Origin of the sequence: Streptomyces sp. SudanB182_2057, assembly GCF_964272715.1 — a bacterium.
GTDB classification, from domain to species: domain Bacteria; phylum Actinomycetota; class Actinomycetes; order Streptomycetales; family Streptomycetaceae; genus Streptomyces; species Streptomyces rubradiris.
In genome coordinates this window covers 3,225,762-3,247,056 of sequence record NZ_OZ186798.1, presented here as the reverse complement: position 1 = coordinate 3,247,056, position 21,295 = coordinate 3,225,762, and the positions used below count along the sequence as shown (strand labels likewise).

Sequence of the window (21,295 nt, the reverse complement as noted above, 5' to 3'; positions counted from 1 at the left end):
GACGATCGGTCAGCCCCGGCGCATGCTCCGGTGGTTGCGTTCACGCGCCCTTGCGGAGGACGATCCTACGTTTGCCGTCCGGGGGCGCATCAAGGGTCTCATGAGGACACATGCGCGGGCGTGCGGTCCCAGTCCTCGGGTAGAGAAGGTACTCCCCAGGAGGGATCCGGGCGCCAGTTCTGCCAGCCGTCCGGGAACGGCGGTCCCCACGCCCGGATCACGTCGACCGCCTCCCGGCCCGCCGCCCGCACCCGTTCGGCGGTCGCCGGGTCCATCAGCCCGTCCCGCTGGGCCTGCGCGAACTCGTCCTCGTCCCGCCAGCGCCAACTGCGGTCCGGGCCCACGGTGATGTCCAGGAAATGGTCCTCGGAGTCCACCCCGCCCGCCCAACGCGCGAGCGGCTGCTCCAGATTGACGTACCAGTTCTTGAACCGCCAGCCCGGCTCCCAGAACAGCCACACCGACCAGGGCCGGCCGGGCTGGGCCAGCTTCAGCACGCCGGTGCCGAACCAGCGGTCCCGCTGCACCGTGCGCGGCTTGGTGTAGCGGGACTCCAGCGGCTCCAGGTGCACGGGCGTGCCGTCGGCCAGGACCGGTCTCACGCACTCGGTGCCGGGGGCCAGCCACACCGCCAGCAGGTCGGCGTCGTCGCGTACGACGGTGACGGGCCGGGCGATGTGGAACTGCTCGCCCCCGTTCTCCCGGTAGCGCCACAGGATGTGCGTCCCCGGGGTCCAGTGCGCCGCCGCTCCCGCCGTCACTCGTGCCATCGCTCCGTCGTCCGTCATGGACAGATTTTAGGTGCCGTCGGCATGCGTCGCTGCGGCGCGCGTCACGGCCGCCCCGGGTGGCCGGAAACGTTCGCCGCCGTCAGGGGCGCGTCATCCGCAGGACGTCCAGCGCCTCGTCGAGCTGCTCCAGCGTCAGGTCGCCGCGCTCCACGTACCCGCTCTCCAGGACGACTTCGCGGATGGTCTTGCGCTCGGCGAGGGACTTCTTGGCGACCTTCGCGGCTTCCTCGTAACCGATGTACTTGTTCAGCGGGGTGACGACGGACGGGGACGACTCGGCGTACTCGCGGGCGCGTTCGCGGTCGGCGGTGATGCCGTCGACGGTCCGGTCGGCCAGCAGCCGGGAGACGTTGGCGAGCAGCCTGATCGACTCCAGGACGTTCTTGGCGAGGACCGGGAGCATCACGTTCAGCTCGAAGTTGCCGGCGGCACCGGCGGTGGTGATGGTGGCGTCGTTGCCGATGACCTGCGCGGCGACCATCAGCACGGCCTCGGGGACGACCGGGTTGACCTTGCCCGGCATGATCGAGGAGCCGGGCTGGAGGTCGGGCAGCCGGATCTCGGCCAGCCCGGTGCGCGGGCCGGAGGACATCCAGCGCAGATCGTTGGCGATCTTCGTCAGGCCGACCGCGATGGTCCGCAGCTGCCCGCTGGTCTCCACGATGCCGTCGCGGGCGCCCTGGGCCTCGAAGTGGTCGCGGGCCTCGGTGAGCGGCAGCCCGGTGACCCGGGCGACCTCCTCGATGACGGCGGCGGAGAACCCGGGCGGGGTGTTGATGCCGGTGCCCACCGCCGTGCCGCCCAGCGGCAGCTCGGCCAGGCGGGGCAGGGAGGCGTGCAGGCGCTCGACGCCGTGGCGGACCTGCGCCGCGTACCCGCCGAACTCCTGGCCGAGGGTCACCGGGGTGGCGTCCATCAGGTGGGTCCGTCCGGACTTCACCACGTCCGCGAACTCGGCGGACTTGCGCTCCAGGGCCGCGGCCAGGTGCTCCAGGGCCGGGATCAGGTCGTGGGTGACGGCCGCGGTGGCCGCGATGTGGATCGAGGACGGGAAGACGTCGTTGGACGACTGCGAGGCGTTGACGTGGTCGTTGGGGTGCACGGCACGCCCGAGCCGCTCGGTGGCCAGCGTCGCGATGACCTCGTTGGTGTTCATGTTGGACGAGGTGCCGGAGCCGGTCTGGAAGACATCCACCGGGAAGTGCTCGTCCCAGCGGCCGGCGGCGACCTCTCCGGCCGCCTCCTGGATCGCCCCCGCGATGTCCTCGTCCAGCACTCCCAGCTCGGCGTTCACCTTGGCCGCCGCGGCCTTGACGCGGGCCAGGGCCTCGATGTGGGCCCGTTCGAGGCGCTGTCCGGAGACGGGGAAGTTCTCGACGGCGCGCTGGGTCTGCGCGCGCCACTTGGCATGGGCCGGGACCCGGACCTCGCCCATCGAGTCGTGCTCGATCCGGTACTGCGGCTCTTCGGTCGTCATCGTCGTACCTCCGAAAACATGAGCACGTGTCGCGTCACGCGTATTCCCTATCTGACTACCCGCCAGTAAAAACCGTGGGTAACACCTGCATCGGGGAGGCGTCATGAAACGCGTCGGATCCATCGGGTCCAGGATCAGAGGTACGGCCGCCGCTGTCGCGACGGCCGCCACCGTGTTCGCGGGCCTCGCGGCCCCCACCGCCCACGCGGCCCCCGCCGCCGCGGCGGCCACCCCGCTCCCGCCCGACCTGGAACGCGTCCGGGCCGCCGAGGCCACCGCACTCTACGGCGACCCGGCCGAGCGGCCCCTCGCCGACCGCAAGACCTCGCTCATCTCCCTGGGTGACAGCGAGATCTCCGGCGAGGGCGTCGGCTCGTACGAAGCGGGCACCAACGGCCCGGACAACTGGTGCCACCGCTCGCCCCAGGCCGCCATCCACCGCACCGGCATCCCGGCCGACGTCACCTACAACGTCGCCTGCTCGGGCGCCTACTCCGGCAACATCCGCATCGGCGGCGCCAAGCAGTACGCCGACGAACTCGTCCAGAGCGACAGCCTCGCGGTCAAGGCCCGCACCACCCGGATCAAGATGATCGTCCTCGTCGCCGGCGCCAACGACGACCTCCAGTTCGGGCCCGTGATGACCGACTGCGTCACCCGCTACCTCACCCTCCAGGGTGCCTGCGAGCCGAAGTACGCGCCCGGCTGGCAGGCCCGGGTGGACGCCCTCGTGCCCAAGGTGGAGGCCACCGTCGCCGACCTGAGGACGGTGATGCGGGACGCCGGCTACGCCGACGGCGACTACAAGCTGGTCCTCATGGGCTACCCCAGCCCCATCGGCCCCGACATCCACGACAACCCCGATTTCCCGGGCAAGCTCCCGGGCGGCTGCACCGGCTACGACTCCGACAGCGCCTGGGGCCGCGACAGCGCCGTCCCGCTCTTCGAACGCGGCATGCGCGAGGCGGCCCGGCGCAGCGGCGCCTCCTTCCTGGACAACTCCCGGCTCTTCCACGGCCACGAGGTCTGCATGGAGGACACCTGGGCGCGGGGCCTGTCCGTCGACCTGGCCAACCCCTTCCCGCCGGACGCCAACTCGGTCCGGCAGTCCTTCCACCCCAACGCCCGCGGCCACGCCGCCTTCGCCGCGTGCCTGACCCGGTTCTACGGCTCCGGACTGCGCGAGGCGGGCTGCGCCGACCCGGCGAGCACCGGCACCCCCGAGCTGTACCCGGGCGCCTGGGACGACGCGTTCCGCCCGCTGACCGGCCAGGCCACCGGCGCCTGCCTCGACGCCTCGGGCGGAGCCAGCGCCGACGGCACCGAAATCCTCGGCTGGGACTGCCACGGGGGCCGCAACCAGGGCTGGTGGTACGACACCGGGCGGGGCGCGCTGCACCTGGAGCTGACCCACGACCGCTGCCTGGACGTGCCGGACGGCTCCTACAGCGCCGGTACGGGCCTGGTCCTGTGGAACTGCCACGGCGGCGCCAACCAGCGGTTCGTCCGCCAGGCGGGCACCCTGCGCCCGGCGGCGGCACCGGGCCTGTGCGTGACCCTGACGGCGGCGAAGGAGCGGGCCAGGCTCCAGACCTGCGACGGCTCGGCGGCCCAGCGCTTCAGCTGACCGCAGGCCCGGGGCGGGCACCCCTCGTACGGCGCCCGCCCCGGGTTCTCGCGTGCGGACCGGGCCGGCCCGGTGCGTGACTAGGCCAGGCCGGGACCCCGTACCGGGATGGTGGTGAACGTCGGCTGGGGGGCCGGGTCCTGGAAGAAGTCGTTGCCCTTGTCGTCCACCACGATGAACGCCGGGAAGTCCTCGACCTCGATCTTCCAGACGGCCTCCATGCCCAGCTCCTCGTACTCCAGGACCTCCACCTTCTTGATGCAGTCCTGGGCCAGGCGGGCGGCCGGGCCGCCGATGGAGCCGAGGTAGAAGCCGCCGTGCGCGGCGCACGCGTCGGTGACCTGCTTGCTGCGGTTGCCCTTGGCGAGCATCACCTTCGAGCCACCCGCCGCCTGGAACTGCTCCACGTAGGAGTCCATGCGGCCGGCCGTGGTCGGGCCGAAGGAACCGGAGGCGTAGCCCTCGGGGGTCTTGGCCGGACCGGCGTAGTACACCGGGTGGTCCTTCAGGTACTGCGGCATCTCCTCGCCCGCGTCCAGCCGCTCCTTGATCTTGGCGTGCGCGATGTCACGGGCCACGACCAGCGGGCCGGTCAGCGACAGCCGGGTCTTGACCGGGTACTTGGTCAGCTCGGCGAGGATCGTGTCCATCGGCTGGTTCAGGTCGATCCTCACCACGTCGGACGACTCGTCCAGGTGCTCGTCCGTGGTCTCGGGCAGGAAGCGCGCCGGGTCGGTCTCCAGCTGCTCCAGGAAGACGCCCTCGGCGGTGATCTTCGCGACGGCCTGGCGGTCGGCGGAGCAGGAGACGGCGATGGCGACCGGGCAGGACGCGCCGTGCCGGGGCAGCCGGACCACGCGGACGTCGTGGCAGAAGTACTTGCCGCCGAACTGCGCGCCGATGCCGATCTTCTGCGTCAGCTCGAAGACCTTCTCCTCCAGCTCCTTGTCCCGGAAGCCGTGGCCGAGCGGCGAGCCCTCGGCCGGCATGTTGTCCAGGTAGTGCGCGGAGGCGTACTTCGCGGTCTTCAGCGCGTACTCCGCGCTGGTGCCGCCGACGACGATCGCCAGGTGGTACGGCGGGCAGGCGGCCGTACCGAGCGAACGGATCTTCTCCTCCAGGAACTTCATCATGGAGGACTCGTTCAGGACGGCCTTGGTCTCCTGGTACAGGAAGGACTTGTTGGCCGAGCCGCCGCCCTTGGCCATGAACAGGAACTTGTAGGCACCGCCGTCGGTCGCGTACAGCTCGATCTGGGCCGGCAGGTTGGAGCCGGTGTTCTTCTCCTCCCACATGGTGAGCGGAGCCATCTGCGAGTAGCGCAGATTGAGCTTGGTGTAGGCGTCGAAGATGCCGTGCGAGAGGTGCTTCTCGTCCTCGCCGGCCGTCAGCACGTTCTGGCCGCGCTTGCCCATGACGATCGCGGTGCCGGTGTCCTGGCACATGGGCAGCACGCCGGCCGCCGCGATGTTCGCGTTCTTCAGCAGGTCGAGCGCCACGAACTTGTCGTTCGCCGACGCCTCGGGGTCGTCGATGATGCGGCGCAGCTGCGCCAGGTGGGCCGGGCGCAGGTAGTGCTGGATGTCGTGGATGGCCTCCTCGGCCAGCTTGCGCAGCGCCTCCGGCTCCACCTTGAGGAACGTCCGGCCGTCCGGGCCCTCCACGGTGGACACGCCTTCGGAGGTCACCAGCCGGTACGGGGTGGTGTCCTCGCCCTGGGGGAGCAGATCGGTGTACGCGAACTCAGGCATCTCAGCCCATTCCTCACTCTGACGGACGGCGGCCCGCCGACGCTGGCGAGCCTCCCCAGCGTAGAACCTGCCGCCGGACGTGAATCTGTGAGGTGGCGCTCAGTCAGGGCTGTCGCGATCTATCGCGTTTCGGTACGCTGCCGTCGTGGACCTACACAAGCAGACCGCACCCACACCCGCGACCGGCCTGCGCGCCTCGGACGCCGACCGCGACCGGATCGCCGACATACTGCGCGAGGCCCTGGCCGAGGGCCGGCTGACCGCCGACGAGCACGCCGAGCGCGTGGACGGAGTGCTGCGCGCCAGGACGGTGGGCGAACTGGAGGACTTCATCCGGGACCTGCCCGCCGCCCATCAGCCACCCGCCGCTCCCGTTCCGCCCCGCCCCGGGCCGGGCGCGATACCGGCGGCGGCCGACGCCAACGTGGTGGCGGTGTTCAGCGGCGCCGTGCGCCGGGGCCGCTGGCGCGCCGGGCGCAGGCTGCACGCGTACGCGGTCTTCGGCAGCGTGGAGATCGACCTCAGCGAGGCGATCTTCGAATACCAGCACGTGGTCATCAAGGCCGTCTCCGTCTTCGGCGAGGTCCGGATCCGGGTCCCGGAGAACATCGCGCTGCGCGGCACCGGGGGCGGGGTGCTCGGCAGGTTCGAGGTGAGCACGCTGGACTCCGCCGACCCCGCGGCGCCGGTCGTCCACGTCGACGGCTGGGCGGTCCTCGGCGCCGTGGAGGCGCGGCCCCGGCGCGGCCGGACCGTCTCGGACATCCTGGAGCGCGTCCAGGACAAGGTCGACCGCAAGCTGAGCGGCTACCTGGGCCGTTGACGGTCGTGAATCCGCCGGTGACCGGAACGTTCCGGTCCGTCGGTGCCGCCGGGGCGGGGGCGGGAACGAGCCGCCGCGCGCTCGCCGGCGCCAACGCTGTGCATAGGCGTACGCACAGCGGGTAGGCCTTGCTGCATCGTCTCTCGCTCGCGAAGCCGTCGTCAGGAGTAGACCGTGCTGCAACCGCCGCATTCGTCCCTGCAGGTAGCTGGCGTTCCGGTCCAGCGGGTGCCAGCGCGAGACAGGGACCAAGACGCACCCTGGCACACCGAGGCGGTGTGCCGGCGCGACGAGGCCGGGCTGTTCTTCGCCCCGTCGAAGGAGCCGACCGCCGCCCGGCTGTCCCGCGAGGAGGCGGCCAAGCGGGTCTGCGCCCGCTGCCCGGTCATGGTCGAGTGCCGCGAGCACGCCCTGCTCCAGCCCGAGCCCTACGGCGTCTGGGGCGGGCTGACGGCGGCCGAGCGCCGGGTGGTCCTGGCGCGCCGGCGCCGCCGCGAGGTGGAGCTGAAGAAGGCGGCGCGGGCGGCGGCGAACCGCATGGCGGGCTGAGACGGCCGAAGAAGGGGCACCCTCCGCGCGGGAGGGTGCCCCTTCTCTCGGGTGCGGCGTTCCCTACTTGGCCCGGTCGAAGTCGATCGCGCTGTAGGCCCGCAGCTTCCGCAGCCGGTGCTCGGAGTCGATCCGGCGGACCGTCCCCGACTTCGACCGCATCACGATGGACTCGGTCAGCGCCGTCTCCGAGCGGTACCGGACCCCGCGCAGCAGCTCCCCGTCGGTGATGCCGGTCGCGACGAAGAAGACGTTCTCCCCGGCGACCAGGTCGTCCGTGGTGAGCACCCGGTCCAGGTCGTGCCCGGCGTCGATCGCCCGCTGCCGCTCCTCGTCGTCCTTCGGCCACAGCTTGCCCTGGATGGTCCCGCCGAGGCACTTCACGGCACAGGCCGAGATGATGCCCTCGGGGGTGCCGCCGACGCCGAGCAGCAGGTCGACGCCGGTGCCCTCGCGCAGCGCGTACACCGAACCGGCCACATCGCCGTCGGAGATGAGCTTGATGCGCGCGCCGGCCTCCCGGACCTCCCGGATCAGACCCTCGTGCCGGGGCCGGTCGAGGATGACGACGGTGACGTCCTCCGGCGCGGACCGCTTGGCCTTGGCGATCCGGCGGATGTTCACCTCGACGGGCGCGTTGATGTCGACGAAGTCGGCCGCCTCTGGTCCGGTGACCAGCTTGTCCATGTAGAACACGGCGGACGGGTCGAACATCGCGCCGCGCTCGGCGGCGGCGAGGACGGCGATCGCGTTCGGCATGCCCTTGGCGGTCAGCGTGGTGCCGTCGATCGGGTCGACGGCGATGTCCACCTCGGGGCCGGTGCCGTCGCCCACGTGCTCCCCGTTGAAGAGCATCGGGGCCTCGTCCTTCTCGCCCTCGCCGATGACGACCACGCCGTTCATCGACACGGTGGAGACGAGGGTCCGCATGGCGCGCACCGCGGCACCGTCGGCGCCGTTCTTGTCGCCGCGCCCCACCCAACGGCCCGCGGCCATGGCGGCGGCCTCGGTCACCCGGACCAGCTCCAGGGCGAGGTTGCGGTCGGGAGCCTCCGAGGGAACATCGAGCTCGGACGGCAGGTGATGGTGTTCGGTCATCGGAGCGCACCTTTCTGATACGACGACGGCCGGATGAGGGTCTTGGCCTCGACTCTATCGTTAGGCATACAAAATGAGCAGGGGACCCCACGGATGAGCGCTTGGGACACCTGCGACGATAGGGGGCGTGGCAGGTTCGAACCGCAAGCAGAAGACGGCCCGGGACATGGTGCTCTCCCTGGCCCTGATCGTCATCGCGTCGCTGGTCGTGTACTTCTTCACCATCCCGCACGACGATCACGCTCCCGAGATCCAGCGGGTCGACTACCGGGTCGAGCTGCTCACGGCCCGTCGCGCGGCGAGCTACCCGGTGGCCGCGCCCGAGGGCCTGCCGAGTACCTGGAAGCCGACCTCCGTACGCTCCGAGGGCAAGGACGCCAACCGCTGGCACCTCGGCTTCCGGACCCCGGACGGCGAGTACGCCCAGGTCGAGCAGTCCACGCGCAAGCGCACCGACTTCATCGCCACCGCCACGCAGGGCGGCTCGGCCACCGAGCGGACCGAGCGGATCGACGGCCGCACCTGGACCCGCTACACCGGCGGCCGGTACGACGCCCTGGTCCTGGAGGACACCCCCGGCTCCACCACGGTGGTGGCCGGCACCGCCTCCTTCAAGGAACTGACGACCCTGGCGGCGGCCCTGAAGGCGGAGTGACCGCAGGCGCGCTCCGGTAGCATCGCCGCGAACTTTGACGCCGGGGGTAGTGGCGACGGAGGGGGAAGGCCGTGTCCGACGAGGTGACGCGTTGGCTGGCCAGGGCCGCCTTGCCTCTGAGCGGTCTGACCGCAGGTGTGTCCACCGCCGACCTCCAGCCGCTGAAGAGCATCCTCGACGGCGTGCGGATCGTGGGCATGGGAGAGGCCACCCACGGGACGAGCGAGTTCTTCCGGCTCAAGCACCGCCTGCTGGAGTTCCTCGTCGAAGAGATGGGGTTCTCGGTTCTGGCCATGGAGGCCAGCGCATCGGCCGGTCCGGCCGTGGACGCCTACGTCCGCCGAGGCGTCGGTGACGCCGCGGAAGTGCTCGCCGGGCTGCGGTTCTGGACCTGGCGCACCCGTGAGGTGCTCGGGATGATCGAGTGGATGCGCGCGTACAACCGGGGGCGCCCGGAAGGCCAGAAGGTGCGTTTCGTAGGTATCGACCCGCAAAAGTGCGGCGGATCCCTGGCCGTAGTCGGCTCCTTCCTGCGCGAGGTGGCGCCGGATCGCGAGGCCGGTCTTCTCTCCCCGCTCCGCGTGCTCGCCGAGGCATACCCGGGATCGCACCCCGATCCCCGGCGGCGCCTGGTGCGCGATGCGGAAGAACTGCTGGTGTTCCTCCGCGGACACGGCCCTGAAGCGGCCGACGCCCTCCGGCACGCCCGCATCCTGGTGCGGGCCGCCGACCTGGTGACGGGCGCCAGGCAGCACACGAACCCCGAGCAGACCGTGTTCGCCGCACGCGACCGGTACATGGCCGAGGCCGTCGGGGAACTTCTCGCCGATCCCTCCGTCAAGATCGCCCTCTGGGCTCACAACGGGCACATCACCAAAAGCCGCTACGGCGGCGCGGTACCGGCGATGGGGCGGCACCTGCGCACACGGTTCGGCGACGCCTACTACGCGCTCGGTCTGCTGTTCGGCAGCGGCTCCTTCCGCGCCCGCCGGATGTGGCCCGGCCCTTGGTCCCGCCCCGGAGCCGGCGCCCTCGGCACCCACCGGATCGGTCCCGCCCACCCGGGCACCGTGGAAGCCCGGCTCGCCACGGCCAGCCCGGGCGACCATCTCGTGGACCTGCGCGGTGCGGCCACCGCGCCGACGGCGGTACGGGAGTGGCTCGACGGCCGGCACCACATGCGGAGTTTCGGCGCCGTGGTGCCGCGCTGGACGTACCGCTTCCACCTGAGCCCCGTCTCCCCGGCCGAGGAGTACGACGGACTGGCCTACGTCGCGGTGTCGACCGGCTCCCGGCCTCTGCCGGCCTAGAGGGGCGGAGCCGGCATCGGCCGGCAGGCACTCGTGTGCGGCGACACCGACGGCCCCCGAACACGACGCCGGCCTCCACGACCACAACGGGTCATGAAGGCCGGTGTCACGTTCGCCCCGGGACGCACCGACGGTGTCGCTTCGGCGCCGGGGCCTCCTCGTGCGTACGGGAGCGTCAGACGCTGGTGACGACGTCCTCGTAGGCCAGGCGCGGGGAGCGCGGGAACCAGGCGTCCGGGCCCGGCTTGCCGATGTTGACGACCATCAGCGGGGTGTGGTCGTCGTCCAGGAACTCCTTGCGGACGCCCTCGAAGTCGAGGCCGGTCATCGGGCCGGCGGCCAGGCCCGCGGCGCGGACGCCGATGATGAAGTACGCGGCCTGGAGGGTGGCGTTCATCGCGGCGGCGCCCTCCCGGACCGCACGCTCGCTGAAGAAGGCGTCCTTGGCCTGCGGGAAGTGCGGGAAGAGGGCCGGCAGCTCCTCGTGGAACTCGTTGTCCGCGGACAGGATCGCGACCAGCGGGGCGGCGGCGGTCTTGGGCTGGTTGCCCTCGGCCATGAGCCGGACCAGGCGCTCGCGGGCCTCGGGGGAGCGGACCAGGGTGATGCGCAGCGGGCTCTGGTTGAAGGCGGTGGGGCCGTACTTGACCAGGTCGTAGATCGCCTGCACCTGCTCCTCGGTCACCGGCTCGTCGGTGAAGGAGTTGGCGGTACGGGCCTCGCGGAACAGCAGGTCCTGGGCGGCGGCGTCAAGAACGAGAGACATGCGTGTACTTCCTGGGGTGCGCGTCCGGTCCGGCGGGAGGCCGGATTGGCTGACGCGGTCGACCCTACGCCAGTGAGGTTTAACGTTCAACTAAGAGGGGGGCGCGGTGACCCGCCTCACAGCCCGCACCGCACGTACCGCCTACTCGTCCGACCCCTCGGAGCCCTCCTCCTCGGCCAGCGCCGCGTCCAGCCGGGCCCGGGCCCCCTCCAGCCAGCGCCGGCACACCTTGGCCAGCTCCTCGCCGCGCTCCCACAGCGCCAGGGACTCCTCCAGCGTCGTACCGCCCGCCTCCAGCCGCCGTACGACCTCGATCAGCTCGTCCCGGGCCTGCTCGTAGGAGAGCGCCTCGTCCACCTTGCTCGTCATCCGTCCACCTTCACCGTCAGTTCACCGTCGGCGACGCGGGCCCGCAGCGCCTCGCCCGCCGTCACCTCGGCCGGATCGCGCACCACGTGCCCGTCCGCCCGTTGCAGCACCGCGTAGCCGCGCCGCAGCGTCGCCGCGGGGGAGAGGGCCACCACGCGCGCGTGCGTGTGCGTCAGCTCCGAGTCCGCGCGGTCCAGCAGATGCCCCAGCGTCCGCCGGCCGCGCTCCAGCAGGGACAGCACGTGGTCGCCGCGCTCGTCGAGCATCCGGTGCGGATCCTGTATCGCCGGCCGGGCCAGGGCGTGCGCCAGCCCGCGCTCCTCCCGCTCGACGAACGCCGCCGCGCAGCGCCGGGCCCGGTCGCGCAGCATCCGCACCCGCTCCAGCTCCTCGCCCACGTCGGGCACGACCTTCTTGGCCGCGTCCGTCGGCGTGGAGGCGCGCAGGTCGGCGACGTAGTCCAGCAGCGGGGTGTCCGGCTCGTGCCCGATCGCCGACACCACGGGCGTACGGCAGCCGGCCACCGCCCGCACCAGCTGCTCGTCGGAGAACGGCAGCAGATCCTCCACGCTGCCGCCGCCCCGCGCGACGATGATCACGTCCACCTCGTCCATCGCGTCGAGCTCCTTGACCGCCTGCACGACCTGCGGGACGGCGTGCACGCCCTGCACGGGGACGTTGCGCACCTCGAAGCGGACGGCGGGCCAGCGGTGCCGGGCGTTCTCCAGCACGTCCCGCTCCGCGGCGGAGGCCCGGCCGCACACCAGCCCGATCAGCTGCGGCAGAAACGGCGGCGCCGTCTTCCGCTCCGGCGCGAAGAGCCCCTCCGCCGCCAGGGACTTCTTCAGCTGCTCCAGCCGGGCCAGCAGCTCACCGACGCCGACGGGCCTTATCTCGGCGGCGCGCAGGGACAGCTGGCCGCGGGGCGCGTACCACTCGGGCTTCGCCAGTACGACGACACGGGCGCCCTCGCCGACGACGTCCGCGACCGCGTCGAAGACCTGGCGGTAGCAGGTCACGCTCACGGAGATGTCGTGCGACGGGTCGCGCAGCGTGAGGAACACGACACCGGCGCCGGGGCGGCGCGACAACTGCGTGATCTGCCCTTCGACCCACACCGCGCCGAGCCGGTCGATCCATCGCCCGATCAGCCGCGACACCTCGCCTACGGGCAAGGGGGACTCCGGGGACGTGTTCACAGCCATGCGGTCGAGAGTAACGGCCGGTACTGACAGCGGGGTGGCCGTGCGGGTCCGGCTGCCCGCGTCCTTCGGGGCGCACAGGCCGCCTATCCGGGAATCCGTCGCCGCTGCGTCACCAGCACCCCCAGGCCGATCACCAGCCACACCGCCCCCACCACCTGGGCCACCCCGGACGCCGCCACGATGACGGCCACCGTGATGCCGGCCCCGGCCACCGGCACCAGCACGTGCCGCCACCAGCTCACCTCCCCCCGGCGCCGTACGAAATAGCCCACCACGCTCGCGTGCAGCAGCGTGAACGCCGACAGGGCGCCGATGTCGACCACCGAGACCAGCTTGTCCAGCCCGTCGTCCCGCCGTGCCGCCCACCCCGCCGCGACCAGCGTGACCACCGCCGCGCACACCAGCGCGACCCGCGGTACGCCCCCGTCCGTCCGGGACAGCCCGCGCGGCAGCCGCCGGTCGCGGCCCATCGCGAACAGCAGCCGTCCGGCCGCCGCCTGCCCCGCCAGCGCCGCGAACGCCGCTCCGAGCGCCTTGCTCGCGGCCACCAGGTCGTGCAGCCACGTGCCGACCGAGGAGTCCACCGCGTCGTAGAAGGCCGACCCCTGCCGCCCCGGGTCGCGCGCGAGCTCCGCGGAGGACACCGGCTCCAGCAGCGCCACCAGATACGTCTGCGCGACGAACAGCACCCCCGCCAGCGCCAGACAGAACAGCAGCGCCCGCGCCACCCGCGCCGAGCCTCCGGTGACCTCCTCGGCGAACGTCGCGATGGCGTCGAAACCCAGGTAGGACAGGACCGCCACGGACACCGCGCCGAGCACCGCGGCCGCCGCGAAACCCCCCTGCGTACCGTCCCCCGTCAGCGGCGACAGCGGCCCCCGCTCCGCCCCGTCCCGGGCCAGTACGACGACGGCCGAGACCACGAACACCAGCAGGACCGCGATCTCCAGGGCCAGCACGGCGAAGCCCACGCGCGCGGCGGCCCGTACGCCCCACAGGTTCAGCAGGGTCGTCAGCACCACGGCCAGCGCCGTCCACACCCACCGGGACACCTCCGGGACCAGCGCGTTCATCGCGATCCCGGAGAAGAGGTAGGCCACCGCGGGGATGAGCACGTAGTCCAGCATCGCCATCCAGCCGGCGACGAACCCGGCCCCCTTACCGAGCCCCACGCGCGCGTAGGCGTACACCGACCCCGCCTGAGGTACGACCCGCACCATCTGCGCGTAGCTGAACGCCGTGAACCCCATGGCGACCGTCGCCACCGCGTACACCAGCGCCACCGCGCCGTGCGATCTGGCGTCCAGCGCCCCGAACACACCGACCGGCGCCATGGGGGCGATGAACAGCAGCCCGTAGACCACGAGGTCCCGCAGGCCCAGGCTGCGCCGGAGGCGATGGCCCGCGTCGGCCTCGGAGGTTGTCGTTCCGGTGTCGGACATACACACAAGTCTTCCCCGCGCGGTGTGGGGAAGCGATCTCTGCGCTTGTGAACGCGGCCTTACGATGGGACGCATGACCGCTTCGTCTGGCCGCCGTGTCCTGCTCGCCGCCCCCCGGGGCTACTGCGCCGGCGTGGACCGCGCCGTGATCGCCGTCGAGAAAGCCCTGGAACAGTACGGGGCCCCGATCTACGTCCGGCACGAGATCGTCCACAACAAGTACGTGGTGCAGACCCTGGAGAAGAAGGGCGCCATCTTCGTAGAGCGCACGGAGGAAGTGCCGCCCGGCAACATCGTCATGTTCTCGGCGCACGGCGTCGCGCCCGTGGTGCACGACGAGGCCCGCCGCGGCCGGCTCGCCACCATCGACGCCACCTGCCCCCTTGTCACCAAGGTCCACAAGGAGGCCGTCCGGTACGCCGCGGAGGACTACGACATCCTCCTGATCGGACACGAGGGCCACGAGGAGGTCATCGGCACCTCCGGCGAGGCCCCCGACCACATCCAGCTGGTCGACGGCCCCGAGGACGTCGAGAAGGTCGAGGTCCGCGACCCCTCCAAGGTCGTCTGGCTCTCCCAGACCACCCTCTCCGTCGACGAGACCATGGAGACCGTCGACGCCCTGAAGACCAAGTTCCCGGGCCTCGTCTCCCCGCCCAGCGACGACATCTGCTACGCCACCCAGAACCGTCAGCTCGCGGTGAAGCAGATGGGCGCCGAGGCCGAGCTGGTCATCGTCGTCGGCTCGCGCAACTCCTCCAACTCCAAGCGGCTGGTCGAGGTCGCCAAGCTGGCCGGCGCCCGCGACGCCCACCTGGTCGACTTCGCCGACGAGATCGACGAGTCCTGGCTGGAGGGCGTGACCACCGTCGGCGTCACCTCCGGCGCCTCCGTGCCCGAGGTGCTGGTCGAGCAGGTCCTGGAGTGGCTCGCCGAGCGCGGCTACGGCGACGTGGAGCTGGTCAGGGCGGCCGAGGAGACCATCACCTTCTCGCTGCCCAAGGAACTGCGCCGCGACCTGCGCGAGGAGGCGGCGGCACTGGTGGCCGAGCGCGGCGGGAGCGGCACACCCGCGGCGTGACTGTCAGTGGTCCGTCGTAACGTGGAGCCATGCAGATCTTCGGCGTGGACATCGGCGGATCCGGGATCAAGGGCGCTCCCGTGGATCTCGGCCGGGGCGACCTGGCACAGGAGCGCCACAAGGTGCTCACCCCGCATCCGGCGACGCCCGGCGCCGTCGCCGACGGGGTCAAGCAGGTGGTGGACCACTTCGGGTGGACCGGGCCGGTCGGCCTGACCTTCCCCGGAGTGGTCACCGGCGGCGCCACGGTGCGTACGGCCGCGAACGTGGACCCGAGCTGGATCGACACGGACGCGCGCGCGTTGTTCGCCGACCGGCTCGGCGGCCTGCCGGTGACCGTGGTGAACGACGCGGACGCGGCGGGCGTCGCCGAGATGGAGTTCGGCGCCGGCCGGGGCCGCCGCGGCACGGTCGTCCTGCTCACCTTCGGCACCGGCATCGGCAGCGCCGTCTTCGTGGACGGCGTCCTGCTCCCCAACACGGAACTGGGCCACCTGGAGCTCAACGGCCACGAGGCCGAGAAGCGCGCCTCCAGCAAGGCCAAGGAGGACCACGACCTCAGCTGGGAGCGGTGGGCGCGCCGCGTCCAGCGGTATCTCCGGCACGTGGAGATGCTGTTCTCACCGGAACTGTTCATCATCGGCGGCGGCGTCAGCCGCAAGGCGGACAAGTTCCTGCACCTCATCGAGGACGTCAAGGCCGAGATCGTCCCGGCCCGGCTCCAGAACAACGCGGGCATCGTGGGGGCGGCGATGAGAGCGGCGCAGTCGGCCTGAGCCGGAGGGCGAAGGCCGGAGGGCAGAGGGCGCAGGGCGGAGCCGTTGGCGGCTTGCGGTCCCTTCGGGAGGGTCGCTGCCTGCCGGGCCAGGGTTGACGGGTGCCGGCCGGCGACAGTCACAGTCCGGGCCGGCCTCCGGGCTCCGGCTCCGGCGGTGGGTGCCTCTGGGCTCCGGCTCTGGCGGGGGGGCCTCTGGGCTGGCTCCGGCGGGGCGGCTGCGGGGTGCGGGCTGGCTGCGGACTGCGGCTCCGGCGTCCGGTGGGGGAGCGCTCCTTGGTTCTGCTGGGGAGCGGCTCGCCCGGCTGACCGGGAATACAGGCTTCCGGGGGCGTCAGCCGCACCGGGAGCGGGGAGGGGGCATCAGCCGCGCCGCTGTCGTCCCCGTACCCACCGCACCCGGCGGACGAGCACGATCGCCGCGGCCAGCACCGTCCCCCCGTACAGCCACCCGGCCTGGGTGGCGAGCCCGGTGACCAGCCCCATCAGCCGCCCGAGCAGCCCCCCGCCGCCCTCCGCGACCGGCAGCAGCCCCACCGCGAACGCGATCGGCAGGACCACGGGCGCGCTCAGCACGTCCCCGCCGCGCACCCACAGCGCGGTCAGCACGCACACCGGGAGGAACAGCACGCCGTAGACCGCCGGGGAGGCGCCGAACAGCAGCTGGTCCAGGCAGCCGAGCAGAAACATGGCCACGGCGCAGAACAGACCGCTGCCGAGCCCGGTCAGCCGGGGATTGGGCAGCCGGGGCCCTGGGGCCGCGGTCGCGGGCGCCACCCGGGGCCGCCGCCCGGAGCGACCGGCACCCGCACCACCCCCGCTGCCGCCGCCGCTCGCACGGGCGCCCCCCGGCCGTCGTCGGCCCTGGGAGGGCGTCGGAGAGGAAGGACCCGGCGGAGCCGTAGGAGGGACAGGAGCCTCCGAGGCCCTGGGACCCGGCGACGACGCGGGGGCCGACGACGGCGGGGGCTGCCGCAGGCCTCTGGGGCGCTGGGGCGGCATGCCGCGTCGCGGTCCGTCGTTCGGGGGTCGCTGCCTGTGTTGCTCCACAGGGACCAACCTAGGTCTGTTTATGTGCTGAATCAGCCCCCAGACACGCCGGGCGGGGGAGCTTGGCCGGGCGTCCGGCACTCTCGCGAGGCGGGCGCGCGGGACGCCGTAAACTGGTGGATCGGCCAGTGTCGGTCTCTGGCCCCTGGCAGCCCCTGGCCCACTCAACTACGGGAAGTCGCAACGTGTCGCTCACGATCGGAATCGTCGGCCTGCCCAACGTCGGCAAGTCGACCCTGTTCAACGCCCTGACCAAGAACGACGTGCTGGCGGCCAACTACCCGTTCGCCACGATCGAGCCGAACGTGGGCGTGGTCGGCGTGCCCGACGCCCGCCTCGCCAAGCTGGCCTCGATCTTCAAGTCGGAGCGCATCCTTCCGGCCACGGTGGACTTCGTCGACATCGCCGGCATCGTGCGCGGCGCCTCCGAGGGTGAGGGCCTGGGCAACAAGTTCCTGGCGAACATCCGCGAGTCGGACGCGATCTGCCAGGTCATCCGCGCCTTCAAGGACGAGAACGTCGTCCACGTCGACGGCAAGGTCTCGCCGAAGGACGACATCGAGACGATCAACACCGAGCTGATCCTCGCCGACCTCCAGACCATCGAGAAGGTCCTGCCCCGCCTCCAGAAGGAGTCGCGGATCAAGAAGGACATCGCGCCGAAGGTCAAGGCCGTCGAGGAGGCCAAGGAGATCCTGGAGAAGGGCGAGACGCTCTTCGCCCACGGCATCGTCCAGGGCAGCGAGCGCGCGGAGCTCCTCCACGACCTGCACCTGCTGACGACGAAGCCCTTCCTCTACGTCTTCAATGTCGACGAGGACGAGCTGGTGGACGAGGACTTCAAGAACGAGCAGCGCGCCCTGGTCGCCCCCGCCGAAGCGATCTTCCTCAACGCCAAGCTGGAGGCGGACCTCGCCGAGCTGGACGAGGAGGAGGCCCTGGAACTCCTCCAGTCCGTCGGCCAGGACGAGCCGGGCCTCGCGACCCTGGCCCGTGTCGGCTTCGACACCCTGGGCCTGCAGACGTACCTGACGGCCGGCCCCAAGGAGTCCCGCGCCTGGACGATCAAGAAGGGCGCCACGGCCCCCGAGGCGGCCGGTGTCATCCACACCGACTTCCAGAAGGGCTTCATCAAGGCCGAGGTCATCTCCTTCGACGACCTGGTGGAAACCGGCTCCGTCACCGAGGCCCGAGCCAAGGGCAAGGCCCGCATGGAGGGCAAGGACTACGTGATGCAGGACGGGGATGTGGTGGAGTTCCGCTTCAATGTGTAGCGGGTGACTTACCACTACTTCGCTGATCTGGCAAATGTGCAGGTCAGATGGGGTCCGATCCTCCGGGGTCGGGCCCCTGGTTTTTTCCCGTGCTGGGATGGTGCTGGGAAATCTGACCCGCCGTCACCTGATATCGCCCCTGCTCATCCCTACCGTGCTGGGATCGTGCTGGGATGCCGGTGGGGTTCCGTGCTGAATCATGGGCTGCGGCTCGGAGAGGCGTGAGGTGGTTACTGTCTATCCGTCGGACCGGGTGATGAAGCCGTGCGCGGCCAGAGCAGCGATGACCTCTTACTGATCCATGTCTATGCGCAGCGGCCCCAGGGGGGCGCCTGGGGACGTAGTCCCACTGAACCCGTTCTACGTCCGGTGGTACCGGCCACATGCCTGTATCCATCACACGGTGATTGAGACTGCAGCAACCGCCCGCTCCTGCACGACACCCCGCATCTGATTGGCGTGGAAGAGGGCCGGAAGGGCGAGCTCTCGCACTGCGGAAGAGAGTTGCGAGGACACCGGCTCGTACGCGGCACCACTAGTACCTAAGCATTACACCGGCTCCCAGCGCCGCAGCGACTGTCAGTGCTGTGTGCCACGCTCTACCTCATGACCACTACACGGATGGAGGGCTCCTGCCTGCCCTCGTACCGAACCCTGGCCACGCTCGCGTTATCCGAGCCTGAGGACCATGTCCGTGAACTCACCGACTGGGTGGAGCATGCCTCCGTCGTCACCGGAGTTCCCGGGGCGCAGAAGGTCTGGAACACGGCCTACAAGTGGCTGCGCCTCGCTCAGGGCCTGCGCGCAATGACGTTCGACATGTCGTACGACGATGGCGGTATGTGCTCAGCGGGCCTCGCCTTTGATGCCGTCTGGACCGAGATGATGGAGGAGTCGCAGCAGCACCAGGTCCGCCTCGGCTACCTGCGTGCGGCACTTGAAGGATTCGTTCGGCTGCTGCACCCGGACGCCACGGAACCCGGGATGGCCGTCGAGGCCGCCGAACGACGGCTGCGTCACCCCGCTGAGGAATGGCTCGTCCATGCTCGTGCGGTTGCCGACCATCTGCGGGCGCATGCCCCGGACGGCGTGCCGGGTGCCAGCACGCCGGTGGCGGCAGCGGTGGCCCAGGTGATTACCCTGCACGAGATGGTCGTCCGAGGTCGTGCCGCCATCCCTGAGCCGGACAGTGACGCGGATGGGAACGTCTTTCCCACCGGGCGCGCCGAGGTTTGCACGCTGAGGGAAGCCTCCACGGTGCTGCTGCTGGGAATCCAACTGCTGATGGCGGCAGCGGTGCAGGAGGGCTGCGTCGCCGTCTTCGATGACAAGTACCTTCTCGACGGCATGTGGATCCCCGATCCCTCGGGCAGTCGCTGGGTGGACGAGGAGATGCCCTACGGCGAGTACCTCGCCGTCCTCCACCTTCAGCCCGGTGAGCCGCCCGAGCTCTGATTTGTCACCGGCAGCGCCCTGCGGCGGCCACGTCGGCAGGGGCAAACGATGGGTGGGCCCGAAGCCATGACTTTCGGGCTCCACCGCTCGCGGCCTGCTCGGCACGTATCAGGTCATGCACCAGCCGGAGTCGCAAGCCCCCTCATCCTCATCGGCGTCACCTACCCCCGGGCTCTGGTCGGGGATGGCCTGGGTGAGCGGGACGCCGTACCTCGTGAGATACACGGCATCCCGCCCCAGTGCGGCCCGTCGACGGTTGATCATCTCCTCCAGCAGGACCGACTGAGCGAACAACTCGGGCTCGTGCCGGCGCTGGTGGCGCCAGGCGTCGACGGTGCGGAAGGGGCAGAAGAAGCAGGAGCTCTTGGGCGGAACCGGCAGGCCGGCCTCGACGATGATGCGCTCGCAGTCGTCCCGGCGCAGCCCGAGGTCGAGCAGTGGGTACTCGATGATCTCGTGGGCTTCCCTCCGCCGGCGGTTGGCGCGATGGATTTCGTCGAGCGATATGCCAATGCCGACCGCAGCCGGGGCCTCGGCGGTGGCGCCATGCTCCCGGAGCCACCGTCCGACCACCTTGATCTTGAAGTCGGCTGTGCAGTTGCGGCGGCCAGGAGCACCGTTGGCCATGCGGACCGGGATGGGGATCGACCGGGTGTCTGGCCGGTTCAGCCGCTGCATGAGCGTTTCGGCGGCCCCATCGCGTCGACGCCGCCTGAGCTCGTGGACATCTAGTCCCGCACGTGCGGCGTACGGGATGGCGATCTCGCGAACGTAGGTGAGCGTTGCCGGGTGCTCGCTGTCGTCACCGACGTTGGCGAAGAGGAAGGTACGGAAGCCGATCTCTCCACGGGCGGCCAGCACTAGCAGCGCCGTTGATTGCACGCCGCCTCCGTAGGAGACGACCTTCATCGGGTTGTGGTTCGGCTGGCAGAAGGCGGCCTGTGGGCCGGTGTCGGTTGAGTCGGTGTTATGGGCGCCACTGGTGCGCTGCAAGATCGACATGTGAGAGAGAGTATGGATGATCCATCCACTCATCAAGTGTTTCTCTCACGGCTGTCAGCGAACGGGGGTGCAGCCAAGCGGCGTTGGACGCTTGGGATCGTTAGTAGAGAGGGTCAGTTGAGTCAGGTCTGCGGCTTGATCACGACGGCGTAGCCGTGGGCCAGTATCGATTCCAGGAACTCCACGGCGGTATCCTGCTCGTCGCTCGTGAAGGTTCGTGCTGCTGGCGCCACCGCCTTTGGCGTGCGCACGGTGGGGTTGCCTGACCTGCGACCGCGCGGCTTCTGCGGGGCACGCTGTCCTGCGCGGACCAGGGCGATTTCGGCGGGGACGACGGATCGCTGCCGCTGATACGCATCCGCGGTGATCGTTTCCAAGAGCCAGAGCGGAGAACCAGAGAGAACGAGGTCTGGCTCGGCGATACGTCGACGGTTACGCCACCGGGAGACGGCCTGGGCATCTCGACCTAGGACGCGAGCCACCTCCTGGATGCCGATGATCACGGGTAGTTGTTCATCCTCCCGCGGGACGTAGCCGTGGGAGATGGCGCCCTTGTAGGCGTCGAGTTGGCGCTCATCAACCTGCCGGTCTCCGATGCCGCCCAAGCCCAACACTGTCGTCAACAACCAGTACGGATTACCAGAAGCGACCAGGTCGGGCTCGGGAAGCGTGCCCTCCGTACGCCACTTCTGAGATGTCTGGCGTTCGATTCGGAAGAGAGAAGCGATCTCAGCATGCCCGAGCAGGTAGGGGACCCGCGCTTGAGCCATGAGAACCTTCCCGCACCTGACTTCC

20 protein-coding genes are annotated in these 21,295 nt (G+C 70.8%); 9 read left to right on the top strand and 11 right to left on the bottom strand.

Going from position 1 to position 21,295, the window contains the following annotated elements; translation table 11 throughout:
• Positions 1-98 precede the first annotated feature (98 nt).
• Complete coding sequence (fomD, locus tag ACSURM_RS13795; protein WP_436955281.1) at positions 99-788, bottom strand: cytidylyl-2-hydroxypropylphosphonate hydrolase; 690 nt, start codon at positions 786-788, stop codon at positions 99-101.
• An 82-nt stretch (positions 789-870) separates the two neighbouring features.
• The gene (locus ACSURM_RS13790) at positions 871-2,268 is read right to left on the bottom strand and encodes a class II fumarate hydratase (RefSeq protein ID WP_359040968.1); all 1,398 of its coding nucleotides are present in this window, start codon (positions 2,266-2,268) and stop codon (positions 871-873) included.
• 103 nt (positions 2,269-2,371) lie between these two features.
• Between ACSURM_RS13790 and ACSURM_RS13785 the strand changes: the two genes are divergently transcribed.
• The gene (locus ACSURM_RS13785; protein WP_436955280.1) at positions 2,372-3,895 is read left to right on the top strand and encodes a ricin-type beta-trefoil lectin domain protein; all 1,524 of its coding nucleotides are present in this window, start codon (positions 2,372-2,374) and stop codon (positions 3,893-3,895) included.
• A gap of 80 nt (positions 3,896-3,975) precedes the next feature.
• On the opposite strand, the gene ACSURM_RS13780 is transcribed toward ACSURM_RS13785, so the two are convergent.
• On the bottom strand, positions 3,976-5,646 hold the full coding sequence (locus tag ACSURM_RS13780) for a fumarate hydratase (protein ID WP_436955279.1): 1,671 nt from the start codon (positions 5,644-5,646) through the stop codon (positions 3,976-3,978).
• Between the two features lie 145 nt (positions 5,647-5,791).
• On the opposite strand from ACSURM_RS13780, the gene ACSURM_RS13775 reads away from it, so the two are divergent.
• Together ACSURM_RS13775 and ACSURM_RS13770 are read left to right on the top strand one after the other, a co-directional pair.
• A complete protein-coding gene (locus tag ACSURM_RS13775) occupies positions 5,792-6,469 on the top strand; it encodes a DUF1707 SHOCT-like domain-containing protein (RefSeq protein WP_436955278.1) in 678 nt (225 codons plus the stop codon).
• A 174-nt stretch (positions 6,470-6,643) separates the two neighbouring features.
• The gene (locus tag ACSURM_RS13770; RefSeq protein ID WP_189997456.1) at positions 6,644-7,018 is read left to right on the top strand and encodes a WhiB family transcriptional regulator; all 375 of its coding nucleotides are present in this window, start codon (positions 6,644-6,646) and stop codon (positions 7,016-7,018) included.
• Positions 7,019-7,081: 63 nt separating this feature from the next.
• On the opposite strand, the gene glpX is transcribed toward ACSURM_RS13770, so the two are convergent.
• Positions 7,082-8,116 carry a class II fructose-bisphosphatase gene (gene glpX / locus ACSURM_RS13765; protein WP_436955277.1) on the bottom strand — a complete coding sequence of 345 codons (1,035 nt, stop codon included), beginning with the start codon at positions 8,114-8,116 and terminating at the stop codon, positions 7,082-7,084.
• Positions 8,117-8,243: 127 nt separating this feature from the next.
• On the opposite strand from glpX, the gene ACSURM_RS13760 reads away from it, so the two are divergent.
• Together ACSURM_RS13760 and ACSURM_RS13755 are read left to right on the top strand one after the other, a co-directional pair.
• Positions 8,244-8,771 (top strand): DUF4245 domain-containing protein, encoded by a 528-nt coding sequence (locus ACSURM_RS13760; RefSeq protein ID WP_436955276.1) that lies wholly within the window; start codon positions 8,244-8,246, stop codon positions 8,769-8,771.
• 71 nt (positions 8,772-8,842) lie between these two features.
• Complete coding sequence (locus ACSURM_RS13755; protein WP_436955275.1) at positions 8,843-10,081, top strand: erythromycin esterase family protein; 1,239 nt, start codon at positions 8,843-8,845, stop codon at positions 10,079-10,081.
• 175 nt (positions 10,082-10,256) lie between these two features.
• On the opposite strand, the gene ACSURM_RS13750 is transcribed toward ACSURM_RS13755, so the two are convergent.
• The 4 genes from ACSURM_RS13750 to ACSURM_RS13735 form a co-directional block, all read right to left on the bottom strand.
• Positions 10,257-10,847: a malonic semialdehyde reductase gene (locus tag ACSURM_RS13750; RefSeq protein WP_436955274.1), complete on the bottom strand. Its 591-nt coding sequence runs from the start codon at positions 10,845-10,847 to the stop codon at positions 10,257-10,259.
• Positions 10,848-10,988: 141 nt separating this feature from the next.
• Positions 10,989-11,216, bottom strand: coding sequence for an exodeoxyribonuclease VII small subunit (locus tag ACSURM_RS13745; RefSeq protein WP_436955273.1), 228 nt, complete (start codon positions 11,214-11,216; stop codon positions 10,989-10,991).
• Positions 11,213-12,421: an exodeoxyribonuclease VII large subunit gene (xseA, locus tag ACSURM_RS13740; RefSeq protein WP_436955272.1), complete on the bottom strand. Its 1,209-nt coding sequence runs from the start codon at positions 12,419-12,421 to the stop codon at positions 11,213-11,215. Before xseA ends, ACSURM_RS13745 begins: the two co-directional genes overlap by 4 nt.
• 83 nt (positions 12,422-12,504) lie before the next feature.
• Complete coding sequence (locus tag ACSURM_RS13735; RefSeq protein ID WP_436955271.1) at positions 12,505-13,863, bottom strand: APC family permease; 1,359 nt, start codon at positions 13,861-13,863, stop codon at positions 12,505-12,507.
• A gap of 64 nt (positions 13,864-13,927) precedes the next feature.
• On the opposite strand from ACSURM_RS13735, the gene ACSURM_RS13730 reads away from it, so the two are divergent.
• Both ACSURM_RS13730 and ppgK read left to right on the top strand, forming a co-directional pair.
• Positions 13,928-14,944 carry a 4-hydroxy-3-methylbut-2-enyl diphosphate reductase gene (locus ACSURM_RS13730; protein ID WP_391342948.1) on the top strand — a complete coding sequence of 339 codons (1,017 nt, stop codon included), beginning with the start codon at positions 13,928-13,930 and terminating at the stop codon, positions 14,942-14,944.
• 29 nt (positions 14,945-14,973) lie between these two features.
• Positions 14,974-15,720, top strand: coding sequence for a polyphosphate--glucose phosphotransferase (ppgK, locus tag ACSURM_RS13725; protein ID WP_436955270.1), 747 nt, complete (start codon positions 14,974-14,976; stop codon positions 15,718-15,720).
• Between the two features lie 362 nt (positions 15,721-16,082).
• Here ppgK and ACSURM_RS13720 read toward each other — a convergent pair whose 3' ends face one another.
• Positions 16,083-16,496 carry a DUF6542 domain-containing protein gene (locus ACSURM_RS13720; RefSeq protein WP_436955269.1) on the bottom strand — a complete coding sequence of 138 codons (414 nt, stop codon included), beginning with the start codon at positions 16,494-16,496 and terminating at the stop codon, positions 16,083-16,085.
• 458 nt (positions 16,497-16,954) lie between these two features.
• On the opposite strand from ACSURM_RS13720, the gene ychF reads away from it, so the two are divergent.
• A complete protein-coding gene (gene ychF / locus ACSURM_RS13715) occupies positions 16,955-18,043 on the top strand; it encodes a redox-regulated ATPase YchF (protein ID WP_189997445.1) in 1,089 nt (362 codons plus the stop codon).
• A 606-nt stretch (positions 18,044-18,649) separates the two neighbouring features.
• Positions 18,650-19,498: a hypothetical protein gene (locus ACSURM_RS13710; protein ID WP_436955268.1), complete on the top strand. Its 849-nt coding sequence runs from the start codon at positions 18,650-18,652 to the stop codon at positions 19,496-19,498.
• A 108-nt stretch (positions 19,499-19,606) separates the two neighbouring features.
• On the opposite strand, the gene ACSURM_RS13705 is transcribed toward ACSURM_RS13710, so the two are convergent.
• Together ACSURM_RS13705 and ACSURM_RS13700 are read right to left on the bottom strand one after the other, a co-directional pair.
• Positions 19,607-20,407 carry a phosphoadenosine phosphosulfate reductase gene (locus tag ACSURM_RS13705; protein WP_436961070.1) on the bottom strand — a complete coding sequence of 267 codons (801 nt, stop codon included), beginning with the start codon at positions 20,405-20,407 and terminating at the stop codon, positions 19,607-19,609.
• A 215-nt stretch (positions 20,408-20,622) separates the two neighbouring features.
• Positions 20,623-21,270, bottom strand: coding sequence for a hypothetical protein (locus tag ACSURM_RS13700; RefSeq protein WP_436955267.1), 648 nt, complete (start codon positions 21,268-21,270; stop codon positions 20,623-20,625).
• Between the last annotated feature and the right edge of the window lie 25 nt (positions 21,271-21,295).